Annotated in this window: 13 protein-coding genes; 7 read left to right on the top strand and 6 right to left on the bottom strand. The window is 54.2% G+C overall.

The features are described 5' to 3' along the window. Positions 1-128: 128 nt before the first annotated feature. A complete protein-coding gene (locus MRS74_RS04460; protein WP_254579081.1) occupies positions 129-1,004 on the bottom strand; it encodes an XrtA system polysaccharide deacetylase in 876 nt (291 codons plus the stop codon). Positions 1,005-1,317: 313 nt separating this feature from the next. Between MRS74_RS04460 and MRS74_RS04455 the strand changes: the two genes are divergently transcribed. The 7 genes from MRS74_RS04455 (at position 1,318) to MRS74_RS04425 (ending at position 8,783) form a co-directional block, all read left to right on the top strand. Further along, a complete protein-coding gene (locus MRS74_RS04455; protein WP_254579080.1) occupies positions 1,318-2,088 on the top strand; it encodes a S1 family peptidase in 771 nt (256 codons plus the stop codon). Between the two features lie 54 nt (positions 2,089-2,142). Then, entirely contained in the window at positions 2,143-4,263 is a 2,121-nt protein-coding gene (prsK, locus tag MRS74_RS04450; protein ID WP_306421958.1) for an XrtA/PEP-CTERM system histidine kinase PrsK, read from the top strand. Beyond that, a complete protein-coding gene (gene prsR / locus MRS74_RS04445) occupies positions 4,260-5,639 on the top strand; it encodes a PEP-CTERM-box response regulator transcription factor (RefSeq protein ID WP_254579078.1) in 1,380 nt (459 codons plus the stop codon). The genes prsK and prsR overlap by 4 nt, the downstream gene beginning before the upstream one ends. A 214-nt stretch (positions 5,640-5,853) precedes the next feature. Next, on the top strand, positions 5,854-6,543 hold the full coding sequence (locus tag MRS74_RS04440) for a hypothetical protein (RefSeq protein WP_254579077.1): 690 nt from the start codon (positions 5,854-5,856) through the stop codon (positions 6,541-6,543). An 11-nt stretch (positions 6,544-6,554) separates the two neighbouring features. Continuing rightward, entirely contained in the window at positions 6,555-6,833 is a 279-nt protein-coding gene (locus MRS74_RS04435) for an HPr-rel-A system PqqD family peptide chaperone (RefSeq protein ID WP_254579076.1), read from the top strand. 26 nt (positions 6,834-6,859) lie between these two features. Continuing rightward, positions 6,860-7,738, top strand: a complete 879-nt coding sequence (locus tag MRS74_RS04430) for an HprK-related kinase A (RefSeq protein ID WP_254579075.1) — start codon at positions 6,860-6,862, stop codon at positions 7,736-7,738. After that, the gene (locus MRS74_RS04425) at positions 7,731-8,783 is read left to right on the top strand and encodes a nucleotidyltransferase domain-containing protein (protein WP_254579074.1); all 1,053 of its coding nucleotides are present in this window, start codon (positions 7,731-7,733) and stop codon (positions 8,781-8,783) included. The genes MRS74_RS04430 and MRS74_RS04425 overlap by 8 nt, the downstream gene beginning before the upstream one ends. 39 nt (positions 8,784-8,822) lie before the next feature. On the opposite strand, the gene MRS74_RS04420 is transcribed toward MRS74_RS04425, so the two are convergent. Genes MRS74_RS04420 through MRS74_RS04400 form a run of 5 tightly spaced genes read right to left on the bottom strand, consistent with a single transcriptional unit; the run spans position 8,823 to position 14,629 of the window. Beyond that, positions 8,823-9,851 (bottom strand): XrtA/PEP-CTERM system-associated ATPase, encoded by a 1,029-nt coding sequence (locus MRS74_RS04420; protein ID WP_254579073.1) that lies wholly within the window; start codon positions 9,849-9,851, stop codon positions 8,823-8,825. Between the two features lie 13 nt (positions 9,852-9,864). Then, positions 9,865-11,373 (bottom strand): TIGR03016 family PEP-CTERM system-associated outer membrane protein, encoded by a 1,509-nt coding sequence (locus MRS74_RS04415; protein ID WP_254579072.1) that lies wholly within the window; start codon positions 11,371-11,373, stop codon positions 9,865-9,867. Then, complete coding sequence (locus MRS74_RS04410) at positions 11,345-12,301, bottom strand: XrtA-associated tyrosine autokinase (RefSeq protein ID WP_254579071.1); 957 nt, start codon at positions 12,299-12,301, stop codon at positions 11,345-11,347. Before MRS74_RS04410 ends, MRS74_RS04415 begins: the two co-directional genes overlap by 29 nt. Positions 12,302-12,309: 8 nt before the next feature. Beyond that, complete coding sequence (locus MRS74_RS04405; protein ID WP_254579070.1) at positions 12,310-13,965, bottom strand: XrtA system polysaccharide chain length determinant; 1,656 nt, start codon at positions 13,963-13,965, stop codon at positions 12,310-12,312. A 19-nt stretch (positions 13,966-13,984) separates the two neighbouring features. Then, positions 13,985-14,629 (bottom strand): XrtA/PEP-CTERM system exopolysaccharide export protein, encoded by a 645-nt coding sequence (locus tag MRS74_RS04400; RefSeq protein ID WP_254579069.1) that lies wholly within the window; start codon positions 14,627-14,629, stop codon positions 13,985-13,987. Positions 14,630-14,856 lie beyond the last annotated feature (227 nt).

Raw genomic sequence — 14,856 nt, 5'->3', positions numbered from 1 at the left:
GTGCATATGCGTTGATCTCGGGTTCAGGTCGCGGTTACAAAAAGGTCCGCTTTTCGGAGGTGCCTGGTTTCGGGGGAGCTATTTATCGGCCGAGACATTGAAGGCCAAGCGGCATCATACTCTTGCGTTTACTTTGAGTGATGGATGACGACCGGCAGATCAGACATTTTTCCCCAATGGAAGTCGCTTAGCAGACGCTCCAGCCTCGGCAGAGTCCGGTGCAGGTTCACATAGTGCCGAAACCTGGATTTAACCGAAGCCGATTGAATCCTCGGTTGGTCGGGCGCGATTTCCCAGGGGTGAACATAAAAAACGATGGGCCCGGCGAGCTGCCGGGCGGCCTGTTGCAGTAGCTGTTTCGACAAGGCATAGGGGTAGAGTCTGAAGTAGCCGCCTCCGGCGCAGGGTATACGTCGGTTGAGCACCTCAGCCGTGGCCACCGGGATTTCAAGTAGGCCGTTCTCCCACAGGAACGGTGTGCGTGGCGCGTGCCGGTAGCCATACAGATCATGGGGTACGGGGTTGATGCTTGAACTGTACCGGTATCCTGCCTCCCGAAGCTCATCCTGAATCCAGGGCCTGTTTTCATCGATCGAAAAGCTGGGGGCCCGATAGCCGGCCACAGGCGCACCGATTAGATCTTCCAGCAGCGCTTTGGACGCTGAGACATCCTGCCGGAATTCGTCTTGAGAAAGATGATTCAGGCGCTGGTGATGGTAGCCGTGACTGGCGATTTCATGGCCAAGCGCTGCGATTTCCCGAATCAGGGCGGGGTAACGCTCGGCGACCCAGCCGAGGACAAAAAAAGTGGCTTTGGTCGACTTTCCCGGCGTTGCATCCAATGACGCCATAATGCGCTGGACATTGGTTTCAATGTGACAGGGATACTGGTCCCAGCGATCGGGGGAGATAACAGATTCGAACGCCGCCACGTGGAAGTAATCCTCGACATCGATAGTGATCGCATAGTCCGTCGATTTCACGGGGAAGGGGTCAGGGAGCATAGCTCTGAATTCCTTGGCACTCTGATGAGAGGATGATCACGCAAGCAAAAACTATTGTCAGCCGTCCTGTTCGGTAGCGGTGTTGGATAAGTGTAGTTGAAGGCGGAGCAGAGCCGGCCTGTAACCGGTGAGGCCGCGTGATGGAACGCCCTACCTTGAAAACGGGTTATCACTCCAAGACCTTGCCGGATGCTGCAGAACCTGAGTTGTGTGAGCCACATAGATCTCGCTTCGAGACTATACTTCTCTTCGATTGCTGCTTGCTTGGCGGTATTGATCGGGATTGGGGAGTGGCATGATGGACGGGCCTGTAATGCATAGGTATTCATGGGTCTGGCTCAGTCTGATCCTGACGATGGGCCTTGGCAGCGGTTACGGTCAGGCGGCCGAACTGGCGGATACTGTCTCGGCTGTCAAACCGTCAATCGTCGGCATCGGTACTTACTCGCCAGGCCGACGTCCTCCCTCACGCCTGTTGGGCACGGGCTTTGTCGTGGGCGATGGACGCCATATAGCGACCAACGCCCATGTCGTTAATATGCAGCTAGACGACCTCAAGAAGGAGCAGTTGGTGGTTTTTGTCGGTACCGGGAATAATCCTCGGGTGATGCCGGCTAAGGTCGTCGCCTCTGAACCGCACCATGACCTGGCACTGCTGAATATCTCCGACAGGCTGCCTGTAATGAAACTCTCAAACAGGACAACTGTTCGCGAGGGAGAGAACTACGCCTTTACCGGGTTTCCACTGGGGGCCATTCTGGGTCTTTACCCCGTGACGCACCGTGGCATGATCTCCAGCATCACGCCAATGGGGATACCGGCACAATCATCCGGACAGTTATCCGCACATAAAATCCGGCAGTTGCGACAGCCCTTGATGGTGTACCAGCTGGATGCCACCGCGTACCCCGGCAACAGCGGCAGTCCGCTCTATGACCCGGACGATGGAGCCGTGGTTGGAATTATCAACGGGGTCTATGTCAAATCGACCAAAGAGGATGTCCTGAGTGACCCCAGCGGCATCAGCTATGCGATTCCGGTGCGCTATCTGCGTGAGTTACTGTCCAGTCAGACAGATAACTGAGGTCTGGCTGCGGATTATCCGGGGGAGGGGCGGGTGACGGGAGTTGAGCTTTCAATGATGGTTGCCGGGTTCAGTTATCTGGCCGCGGCCCTGGCGTATGCTACCGTGCTGGTGCTGACCTTGTTGCTCTGGCGGGGGCGGTTGCAGGGGATCTGGTTGCTGCTAGCCCTGGGGGGGATGGTTGCCTGGTCCGGCTATCTGGGTCTGAACAGCGGCGGGGAGCCTCTTGGCATTCCTGGGTCCGAGGTACCAGACCCGAATCAATTTTTTCTGGAGATCATGCGGGATGCTGCTTGGGTCATGCTGTTATGGCGGCTGCATGCGAGCAACCAGGAAGTCGGCACACGAAATTTTTGGTCCAGTCGGTGGCTGTGGGGATTTTTCCCGCTGCTGAGCGTCCTGCTGCTGGGGAGTTTGCTGCAATTCTCGTTGGGGGAGAGTGGCAAGGTTCTGCCGGCCTCCCTCACCCTTATGAGCCCCTTTATGCTGGTGATCCTGGCGCTTATTCTGCTGGAGCAGTGGTACCGCAATATACCCCGGGAGCAGCGCTGGTCGGTCAAGTTCTTCTGTGTTGGGACAGCCGTGGTGTTCGGTTACGATTTCCTGCTCTATTCAGAGGCACTGCTGTTTAACCGGGTGGACGCGACCTTGTGGCAGGTGCGGGGTTTTGTATGCGCCGTAATGGCGCCGCTACTGGCGGTTTCCATTGCCCGCAGCAAAGGGGGGGATCGCCAGTTACACCTGTCTCATCGGGCGGTGTTTTTCTCCACCGGTCTGTTTTTGGCGGGCATCTACCTGCTTGTCATGTCGATGGTCGGCTATTACCTGCGCTGGTTCGATTCCAACCAGGGCAGCGCGGTGCGGGTGGTGTTTGTTGTCGTGGCGCTTTCGCTCCTGTGCCTGCTGGTTGGCTCGGGGCGTTTCCGTTCGATCGTCGCTGTCTGGGTCAGCAAGCACTTCTTGTCCTACAAATACGATTACCGTGCGGAATGGATGAAGGCCAACGAACGCTTTTCCGCGCTGCCGCTGGATAACTTCTATTACGAGCAATTGATTCAGGGGATGGCTGATCCCCTGGATAGCCTGGGAGGGATTCTCTGGGTGCGCGAAGGCGGGGAGTTTGTCGTCAAAGGCTGGAGCAGTGTCAAGCCACTGTCCAACCTGTCGAGCCGTGAAGATGGGGCCTTGCTCGACTTCTGTCAGGAGAGTGGCTGGGTCATCGAGGTGCCCGAGTACCTGGTTGCGCCGGCGCACTACGGTGACCTTCAAATTGCCGATCGACTGTTGGAGGGGCAGCAGCTTTGGCTATTGGTGCCGTTACTGCATCAGGGCGTGCTTAACGGGCTGGTTGGTTTGGCCCACCCGCGGGCAGAACGCACCCTCAACTGGGAGGATCACGATCTGTTGAAGGCGCTCGGCTCCCAACTGGCTGCCCTGATCACCCTTAGAGACACGACGGACCAGCTAGCGGCCACGCATCAGTTCGAGGCCTATTATCGTTTCTCGGCGTTTGTGGTTCACGATATCAAGAACGTGGTGGCTCAACTCTCGATGGTTGTAAAGAACGCCGAACGGCACAAGCGCAATCCCGAATTCGTGGACGATGCCCTGGAGACCCTGGCCAATGCAGTGCAACGAATGAACAGGATGTTGAGCCAGCTCAAGCAGCAGGGCGCGCTCGCGGCGCGCGCAGAGGTCGTTAATGCGCTCGATATAGCAAGGGCCGTCGTGCAGAACCAGAAGGACCGGTTGCCCAAGGTGGAGTTGGTGATTCCCGAGGGTCCGGCTGCGGCGTTAAAGCTCAAGACTGAGCGCGACAAGCTCGTCTCGGTGCTTGGTCATCTGGTCCAGAATGCCCAGGAGGCGACCCCGGCCGAGGGTTTTGTCCGTTTGCTGGTAGACAATCGGGAGGGGATGGCTATCTTTAGTGTGATGGACAATGGTTGCGGCATGAGCGAACAGTTCCAGCGTGAGCGGCTTTTCAAACCCTTTGATACCACCAAGGGGCGTGCGGGTATGGGGATCGGTGTTTACGAAACCCGTCAATTCGTTGTTCAGAACCAGGGATCCCTCGAGGTCAGTAGTGCGCCGGGGCAGGGCAGCGAATTTCGTGTGGCACTGCCGGCGTATGAGGTACATGGGGGGCTGGAAGCAGAGACAGGTAAAGCGGTATGAGTAATGGCCGGGACAGGGACAAGAAGCTCCTTTTGGTTGTCGAGGATGACATGGGGCTTCAGAAGCAGCTCAAGTGGGGCTTGGAGCAGTACGAGCTGGTGTTCGCGACCGACCGGGAAACCGCCATTGCGCAACTAAGGCGATATGAACCGGATGTGATTACCCTGGACCTGGGGTTGCCGCCCGATCCTGCCAATGCCTCGGTGGGGATGCAGGTGCTGCAGGAAATTTTGCAGCTGCAACCCGAGTCTAAGGTCATCGTTCTCACCGGTAATGACGACAAGGTTAATGCGGTTAATTCGATCGGCCTGGGGGCTTATGATTACTGCCAAAAGCCCATGGATCTGGATACGCTGGGCTTGATACTGGAGCGGGCTTTCCTGCTCCGCGAGCTGGAAAAGGAAAATCGCAGGCTGGCGGCCATTAGAGTGCAGAATTCGCCGCTGCAGGGTGTTATCGCGGCCTCGGAGGAGATGCTTGAGGTCTGCAAGCTTGTCGAACGCATTGCGCCCGCCAATATAAGTGCTCTATTGCTGGGAGAAAGCGGTACTGGCAAGGAGGTTCTGGCCGTAGCGATCCACGCCCTGAGTGATAGGGCCAGTCAGCGCTTTGTTGCGATCAACTGCGCCTCGATTCCGGAAAATTTGTTGGAAAGCGAACTTTTTGGCTATGAGAAAGGGGCCTTTACGGGGGCAGTCAAACAAACTCCGGGGAAGGTCGAAACCGCTCACCGTGGCACCTTATTCCTGGACGAGATCGGTGATATGCCGATGCCGCTTCAGTCCAAGCTGTTGCGTTTTCTGCAGGAAAGGCGCTTCGAGCGACTTGGTGGACGCCAGGAAATTGAGGTGGACGTGCGGATTATCAGCGCGACGCATCAGAATCTGGAAGAGATGACCCGCGACGGTCGTTTTCGGGAGGATCTTTACTACCGACTCAGTGAGTTCGTGATCACCATTCCGCCACTTCGGGCACGTCCAGGCGATGCTATACTGATAGCCCGCGCCTTCTTTAATCGATACTGCGACGAACTGGGGCGGCCGTTGAAGGGCTTTAGCGAAGAGGCTTGTCAGGCGGTGGAGGAATATTCCTGGCCGGGGAACGTACGCCAACTGGAAAACAGGGTCAAACGCGCGGTGATCATGGCGGATGGCAGTCAGGTGACTGCCAGCGATCTGGGATTGTCATTGGGGAAGGCGCAGGATATCTGGCCTCTGAACCTCAAGCAGGTTCGCGATATCGAAGAGAAGCGTGCGATTGTGAGAGCGCTGGGGTTTACTGACAATAATATTTCCCGGGCCTCCGAGCTGCTCGGCATTACCCGGCCAACGTTATACGCGTTGCTGGAAAAGCACGCAATACAGTGTGCCCGGTGACGTTGGCCAGCGTTATGGGCTAAGCGTCATGGACTCGCCGGTGTGTCAGTTTTTATTACAGTGGTCGAATGCTATTTTTTCAAGCTATTGTTTCTAAAGTAAATATTCCTATGGCTTGAATATTGCTGACTTTTTAGTAAAGGCCTGATACTTGAGGTTTAGCGTCAGGAGGGTCCCCCCAGACGATGTGGATTTTCTATAATGGATACCGATGATGGATACCGATGAGAAAAACCCCAAGAAGTCAGACCCAATCCGGCGTCGACTGCTGATCGGACTTGCCGGTACGCCCATCATGGCATCCTTGCCAAGTCGATCGGCGTGGGGGGCGGAGTGCTCCATATCCGGCATGCTTAGCGGCAACCTTTCCAACCACCTGCATGAATGTCGCACGCTTGGAGATGGCAAGACGCCGGAGTATTGGAAGACCCATCCGGCCTGCTGGCCTGCGGACGCCGCCATGACAATCGAGTTTGGGGTCATGTATAAAGCCAGGATTAACGCGCCCCCAAAGAAGGTCAACAAGCCCTGCGATGAATGTGATGATCAGGGCCGTGTACTATCGGATAACACTTATACCTATGCTAACGGCACCACTCTTGATAGCTTGATCACACAGGTACTGAGCATGTCCGGCTCATCTCTTATCTGGACGGGAGGTTTTACGCTCCCGATAATGGCGTACCTGTTTGGCAGTGACGCTTACGCCCAGCAGGTTTGTGCCGCCTTACTGAATGCCCTGCACTCAGGCGTTACTTATCCGTATTTACCGCGGGAGATTGCCGAGACGGTGGTAACTGTCAATGGAGATGTGACGAAGGAAATCCAGTTGGAGGGAATTCTGGCCCACTTCAGCGCAAATTATGCTGAAAATGCTGCGTTGATGCAGCGGTGTACGATATAGGTCAATACTACATGGATGAGGTGAAGTGGTGTCTGGATTTTAGCTACGCGGAGACTTCCAGGCGCTGGCAGGATGGTGCGGTGGTGTTTCATCCTTTGTCCGGTGATACTTTCGAGCTTAACGGACTCGCTGACCATCTATTGTGTTGCCTGGATGGGCAGCATCCGCAGACCACCGAATCGCTGATCGGGCAAGCCGCAGCCTTGTATGTTGAGGTTGAGGAGCTACCGCGATTAGTCGGCGACACCCTGCACTCCCTGCAGGAGTGCCAACTGGTGCGTGCGCTTTGAGCCACCTGCATCGCTCAGATGCAGACGTGAACAACACTTGGTATTTTGAATTTGGTACCTTCACAGTCGCACTGACCTCTAGCGTCGACACCGTCAAAAAGTGGATTCCCTTTCTTTATCAGCCGTTTCGAGAAACAGTGACCCGGCCGGCATTCATTGACTTCCGTATCCGGGTGGAGCGTCCGGCTTCATTGCGACGCTGGGTTCGTCCACAGGTGAATTTTTATCTTGATGGCTTCGCCCCTTTCAAACCCCTGCCGGCTCAGCAGGCGGTTCCACTGTTTGAATGGGGCTTGAACTGGTGTATCGCCAATCAGTATCATCGCTACCTGCATTTCCATGCGGCCGGCGTCGAAAAAAACGGGGTCATGGTGATTCTCCCGGCCCCGCCGGGGTCTGGCAAAAGTACGCTGGCAGCAGCATTGATGCAGCACGGTTGGCGTTTGTTCTCGGACGAGATCCTGATGGTGGAGCCCTCAACGGGCCTTGCGATACCTATCGGGCGACCGGTCAATCTAAAAAATGAATCGATCGACCTGCTGCATCAGCTTTTTCCCCAGGCGGAGCTGACGGAAAAATTTTACGATACGGCTAAAGGGGTGGTAGCGCTGATGAAGCCAACGGCCGAAACCGCTTCCCAGGCATCGGTGGGAGCGAAGCCGACCCATATTATTACTCCCCGTTACGTGCCTGGTAGCACTTTAAATGTTAGCGCATGCCGAAAACCCGCTGCATTTATGGAGTTAATCGGCAACAGCTTCAATTATCATATTCTTGGCAAGGCGGGTTTCGATACGGCCTGCAGCTTGGTAGATCGATGTGACTGTTTCACGCTGGAGTACAGTCGGTTTGAAGAGGTTTTTGAGTTTTTTGATGGCTTGTGCGAAGGATCACGGGGTGGTTGAGGCGCTGTTGGGTAATCCCTTGTTGGCGATGGAGTACTCGGATGAGCAGTGGGACCGGACGATCCGGTTGGGACGGTCTGCCAACCTGTTGGCACGGTTGTACCAGCTGCTCGCCGACAAGGATCTACTGAAAGTGGTTCCGCATAAGGCGTATCATCACCTGGTTTCGGCCTCACTGCAGGCGCAGAAGCAGCGCTCGCAGGTGCACTGGGAAATCAAACTGCTGGCGAAGGAACTGCAAAGTATCGGGGTGCGGCCCATTTTGTTGAAGGGTGGCGCTTACATCTATGCGAACAAGGCAGCCGGGCAAGGCCGTACCCTTAATGATATTGATGTGCTGGTGCGAAAAGAGGAACTGTCCAAAGTTGAGCGGCAACTGAAAACTGTCGGTTGGTATTCCGATAAAATCGATGATTACGATCAGCATTATTATCGAGAATGGACCCATGAAATCCCGCCATTGATCCACTATAAGAGACAGACAGTACTGGATATTCATCACAACATCTTCCCTGTTCTTCGCTTTCGGATTGATATTGAAAGGTTAATAGATCAGGTTTGCTTTGATGCTGATGGAGTGGGGACCTTGCAGCGGTACGATATGATTATTCATAGTGCCACGCATCTATTCTTTGAAGGAGAGTTCGAGAACGGCCTGAGAGATCTTTCAGATATGGATCTTCTCTTTCGAGAGTTGAAGTCGGATGACTGGCTGAAACTCAAGCACCGCGCACTGGAATTGCAGTTGGCCAGACCTCTTTTCTACGCTTTAAGGTATTGCCGATACTGCTTGTCCAGCCCGATACCGGATGATATCTGGACGGCGAGTGATGCTGGAACTCCGAACGCTTTTCAGCTGCGAGTGGCAGACATACTGTTCACCCGCGTGCTTATACCCCATCATTCTCTGGCTAAAAAGCCTGGGCACAGACTGGCAAAGTATCTGCTTTACTGGCGTGGTCACCTGCTGAAAATGCCCCTTTCGGTATTGGTACCGCATTTACTTAGAAAGTTAATGCGCTCAATATCTGTCGGCAGGGATTAAGGCTCTTAACAGGCTGTTTTGTGCGTTTTCGCCGTACCGTCACCTTTCGTAATCTTCCAGCGACTTATCGATCTCCTGCTTGAATTTTTTGTCCAGGACTTTTAATAGTTCAATCTTCTCATTAACCATGATGCTTAGATATTTGTTGATGAGTATAATTTTTCTCTGCAGTTCAGATACATCACTTGTAATAGATGCCAGGGGGTGATTTGTATTGCCTACGGTGGGGGGCGGCTGAAGATGGCTCAACAGAGGGGAGAACTCTTCTGCGAGTTCTTCTGCCACGGTAGTGACGGTGTTTTCATCCACCATCGTAAACTCTTCGAGAAAGCAAAGCAGTAACAGGCGATCGCAGAATACGTTAATTTTTCTTGGTATTCCCTTGGTGTGTCGGTAAATTTCCTTGAATGCAACGTCGCAGAAGCTGGGATTTTCTGCCCAGCCGACTACCCCGAGACGCCAAAGGATGTATGCCTTGACCTCCACTTCGCTCAGGGGTTGCAGGTGGAAAGCCGCGATAACGCGTTGCCGAAACTGCTCCATGTTCGGATCCTGGATAATCGCCCGTAACTCCGGTTGACCCAGCAGGAAGCTCTGCATCAACGACGTATCGTTGACCTGGAAATTGGAAAGCATTCGCAACTCTTCAATTGCGCTGGCCGACAAATTCTGAGCCTCATCTACCAGTAAGAGAACCCGTTTCTTGGCCAGATGAGCCGACAGCAGAAAGTCCTGAAACTGCTGTAGCAACACCGCCTTGGGCTTATTCTCCGCAGGCAGCCCGAAGGCGCTGCAGATCATGCGTAGCAGGTCATCGGCTTCCAGCCTGGTCGTCACCAGTTGGGCGGTGATGAGGTTGTCACGTTCAAGCGTGCTACAGAGCTTGCGCATCAAGGTGGTTTTGCCGGTGCCAATCTCTCCGGTGATGACGATAAACCCTTCGCCCTGGCTTAGTCCGTAGTGCAGATAGGACAGGGCGCGCTTGTGGCTCTTGCTTTTAAAGAAAAACTCCGTCGCAGGACTTAACTGGAAGGGTTTGGCGGTAAAACCGAAAAATGACGAATACATAGGTCAATGCTCGCTAAAAGGTATGGCTGAATCCGAGTGTGATTCGAAACTCCTGAAAAGCACGGTTATCATCCGCAGAGTCCCGCTCGGTACTCTTTAAAGCGAGGTTGAGTGAACTGTCTGCACCTAGCTGCCGAACCATGTTTAGCGAGAGCGCCTTCTGGTAATCCGTGCTCCCTGAGTCCGCTTCCAGGCGAGACCAGGTATAAAGGGTGCTCAGGCTGGTTCGCCCTGATACTTGTATCGTCCAGCCGGCGTTGGCGCCCATATCCTTCTCGGTATTGGCTTGAACCTGAAATTCTCGTTCCGTTCTGAACAGACCCAGAGTCCATAGGCTTTTGCCCTTACTTATGACCAGGTTGGCGTTCAGGCTTTGTTGGATAAACTGCTCTTCGGAAAGCGAGGGCAGTGGAGTGACCAGGGTGATCGCGCGCTCACCGGGGCCTGGTAGCACCGGGCTGCTCCCACCGACCAGTCTGCAGTCGGCAATGGTGAAGGAGGTGGTTGATGGGCAGATCAGGGTGCCGATGGGGGTGAGTTGCAAAAGTTCCTCACGGACACTGCTGATATTCTTGTTGTAGGCCAGCGACCAGTTGGTATGTTTTTGCCGATGATTAAAGGTCAATCCATAACCCTGATTGGCTTGCAGCCGGCTATTGTAGGACGCGCTGAGCGACGTTCTGGGGCTCGGATCCCAGCTAAGGTCCGCACCCCAGAAATTGCCTGCCTCCGCCTCGGACTGGGTTGGATTGTCGAGGTGGTTGTCGACATAACCATAACGAAGCTTGCCGTCCAGCTGGCGGCTTAATCGGTACCCCAGCTCGATATCCATGGTTTCTGATTGGCTCGTTGCGGAGGTATTGGGTGTCGCCTGGTTGGTATCGACATTGAGAGCCCAGTAAATCTTGCTGGGGTTGGACTGATTGTCGAGGAAAAAGTTGGTGCGATAACCGTCGCTGTTATCGTTGACGCCATCATACCGTACCATATTGTAGGAAAGATCCGCCCCGAACGTGGTGTACCGTCCCAGCCGTTGTCTCCAGCGGGGGGTGATCTGGAAGGTAAAGGTGTCGCTAAAGTTATCTGGGGCGTTCAAGGAGTCACCGGCGCTGGCACTGCGATTGTTGACCAGTTGCTGGCTGTAGGTGCTTCTGGCATCCAGAAAAAGCCGGTCGTCGATCAGCTCTGAGTTGGCCGAAAGACCCAGTTGATGATGGTAATCATCGCTGCCTTGGTCAGACGAATAGTCCAGGAATTGGAGTCGGTAATCCAGGTTGGCCTGCAGGTGAGCGCCCTGCTTGGAGAGGGAAAAACCAGGAAGCACCTCGGTAATAAGACTCGCTTCCTCGGCGCTCGAGGTCAGGTTGAGGTTGCTGGTGTAATGCTCTGTGACCTGTATCCCAGGCGTAAATACCCAGTCGCTGGCCTGGGTTGTCGCTATCGGTGTGAGCAGGGCCGTAGTTGTTAACCGGATAGCAAGCCAACGCACCCGGTTATCGCTGAGAAGCGCCGTAATAGCCATAATAATCCTTTTGTCTGGTCGTGGATTTATTCAAGACCAGGCCAATTGCCATATTTGGCTTGAGCAGGCTCAATGCCCGTTCCACCTGGCGTTGCGAGGTACGGGCCTCTTCTATGACAATCAATGCCTGCCCCGTCATCTTTGCCAGCACGCTGGTTTCACTGGCCCCAAGCAGCGGTGAGGTGTCGAATATCACTATTCGGTCGCTGTAACGGCTGGAAAGTTCTTTCATAAATTGTTTCATTCTTTCACTGGCAATCATCTCGGTGGCATGATGGTGACGGGTACCGGCGGACACGACCTTGAAGTTAGGAATACTGGTACTCTGAATGATGTCCCTGACTTCGGCTTTGCCATTCAGATAATCCAATAAACCCAGTGCCTGGTCGGAAATATTCAGCCTGCGACTGAGATTTGGGTTGATCACATCAGCATCCACCAGTAATACGCAGCGGTCATGTTCAGTGACCATGCTAAGTGCCAGGTTCAGCGCAGTAAAAGTTTTTCCCTCTCCGGCATGACAGCTCGAGACCAGAATGAGGTTGGGGTTAGTCAGCTGTTTTGCATTGGCTCCGAAAGCGTTATCGAGCAAGGGGCGCTTGATATAGCGATACTCTTCTTTGATCGGGGTGAAATTTTCGGTGGGGGTGATCAGGCCCATCTGTTCCAGGCGATCTGTGTCGATGTACAGTTCTTCTGGGTCGCAGGCGAGGTCAGGGCTAGTGTCGGTTGCGTCATCCTCTTGCGGCCAGGATTGGGCGGCGGCGTGAAGGGGAGGTTGAGGCGGTCTGTCCGTCTGTTCCGAAGGCGGTACCTGTGTCCCGGGCGGGGTGTCGTCGAAAGTCTGATGGTTATCGACACTGACAGTTTCCCGCTTTTCTGCGCCCATCTGCTGACTTTTTTCAAGTGCGCGCTCGATCGTGCTCATTAGAACCCCTAGAAAAAGTTGAGAATTCTGTAGGCTAACTGCTGGAGCTGACGGAACCAGGTATTCGGGAAATCGGGAACATAGGAAAGCAACTGTTGGTTAGCGTCAGGAAGTAACTGCAAGAACATCAGCATCCCGTAAAATGCCAGCAGTGAGCCTGCCAAGGCTATAAATAGATGGGCTTCGCGGCGTTTCTGGTTCAGCAATTCCGGGTCCCTGATCATGGTGATCACCCCCAGTACGGGATAACCTGTAGCCTGAAAGAGTTGTTTGGGGTCAAAAAAGACCGGCCTGAGCTGGGAGACGAGGAAAGCGGCTGCGATGCCAATGCCCATTGCCCCTGCCAGCACCCCGGACAGGATCAGGGGGCGGTTAGGGCCAGTGGGCGCGGCGGGCAGACGTGGTGGTTCTATGATGCGGAATTTAATACCGTCTGCACTGGCGTCCGCCTGTTCCGACAGGTGCGCCGATTCGCGGCGCGACAGTAGTTCATTATATTGCTGTTGGGTAATAGTATAGCCGCGTTGCAGTGCTTGAAGCTCCGCCTCCAGCTCCGGGATGGTGTTGGCGTTGTTCTGTAACCTGTCCAGCTGCTGTTGATAATCAGCCAGGCGTACTTCCAGGGATCGCACGGTGGTTTCTTCATTGGCGTGCGAGAGCTTGAGCTGTTGAAAAACCGGGTTTTCGTTCAATCCTCCTTCTCGTGCAGCCTGGGTGGCTTGCTGCGTCCGTTGCCGTACACGTCGCTCCTGGGCCCTCTTTCTCTGGAGGTCTTTAAGAATAAGCTCTGTTTCCCGAATGTCCGGATGCTGATCCGTGTATTTCAAACGCAGCTGATCCAATTGGTTTTCCAGGGTGTTAATGCGTCCATCGTAACTGGAGACAATATCGTAGGAGGAACTAGTCAGTTCTTCTTCTTCCATAATGCCAAAGTTTGGTACCTCTCCGGCCAATTGCTGTTCAAGCGAGTCCAAACGGGTTTTGGCTTCCCGTAGCTCCAGCTCTATGGCTCTGGTCTGTCCTTTAAGGCTATTGATGCGACTATAAAACCCACTGTCTGAACTCATCAGTTCATAGTTTCTCTGTTTGAACTCTTTGAGCTGGTTGTCCGCTTCATTCAGGCGTGACTCGTATTCGGCTATCTGCCGATCCAGAAAGTTGGCTGCGGTGGTACTGTCTTCCCGTTTGTTTCCCAGGGTGTTCTCGACCAGCGTAGTCAGGGTCGCTTCAACCACATTTTTGGCTTCTTCTGCTGAGTGGCTTGTATAGGAGATGGCATAGATGTTTTCCCGACCCGCTCGGCTCAGTGTGAGGTTGGCTACCAGTTGAGCAATGATGACCTCATATTCGGCGTCGTTCTCAGCCTGGATATCCAGATCAGCCAACCGGGTTATTTTTTCCAGATTGGGGCGGGTCAGCAAGGTTTTTACAATCAGCTGCACCTGTTGTTCGGGGTTGGTCTGAACGGTCAGGCCCCGCAGTAGCGGCGCCAGCAGAGACTGGGTATCTACGTACACCTTTGCTTCGGATACGTATTGGTCCGGCATTTTCAGGACAAACGGCCAACCAATCAGGCACAGAACCCAAAATAATACCAAAGCGATCCATTTATGAACCCAAATCCCGCGTAGGTAGAAGACTACCTGCTCAATAATATCTTGCATGGATAATACTCCGATGCCCCTAAAACCACGCTTCCGGGATAATGATGATATCGCCGGGCAGGATATGGACGTTGGCGGAGATATCACCATCCTCAACGAGGTCGTCTATACGGAGGCCGTACTGTTGTTGCTTGCCGTCAACGATACGGACCACACTGGCACCGTTGCCGTTGGCAAACTCTGTAAGACCGCCAACCGCAATCATGACATCCAGCAGCGTCATGTCCTCCCGGTAGGACAGGGCCTGGGGTTCATCTGCTTCGCCGATAATGCGTACCTGCTCGGAGTAGGGGCCCACGAAGCCCTGGACGATGACGGTAACGATCGGTTCCTTGATATAGAGGCCAAGGCTTTCCTCAAGTTTTCGCGCGACCTGGGTCGGCGTCAATCCGCTTACGGCGACATCTTCAACCAGGGGGGATGTGACCTTGCCGTCCGGACGAACAGTTACTGTCTGGGATACTTCCGGGCTGCCCCAGACGAAAATATTCAGGCTGTCCCCCGGGCCGATCAGGTAGTTGTACTGGGCGGGGTCGGTAGTACGGGGGTGTTTAGCGACAGCTTTAGATAAAGGTGGGTAAGGGTTGCTCGTGCAGCCGGTCAGGAAGGCGAGCGAAATGATTACCGCAGTACAAGCCAGCCACACGGGCCTCATTCCTTTCATGATTTTCTATTCTCCGTGCTTATTAACAACTGGAGTCTGCTCTTTACAATCACTCATGAAACATAGTCTGCGCTAGTGGTTGCTGCAAGTGTGGTCGCTGCTGCCCGCAAATATGGACTCATCCGGCGTTCTCATTGCAAAGTTCTGCGTTTATGCGCCGGGGCCAGCGCAAAGGGTATATTTCGCATCCAACGCAGGGCCGCCTGGCTACAGGGTTTGGGTCATAC

It is taken from the genome of Marinobacterium sedimentorum, from assembly GCF_024267675.1.
In the GTDB taxonomy this organism is placed as follows: domain Bacteria; phylum Pseudomonadota; class Gammaproteobacteria; order Pseudomonadales; family Balneatricaceae; genus Marinobacterium_A; species Marinobacterium_A sedimentorum.
This window is presented reverse-complemented; position numbering and strand designations above follow the sequence as displayed.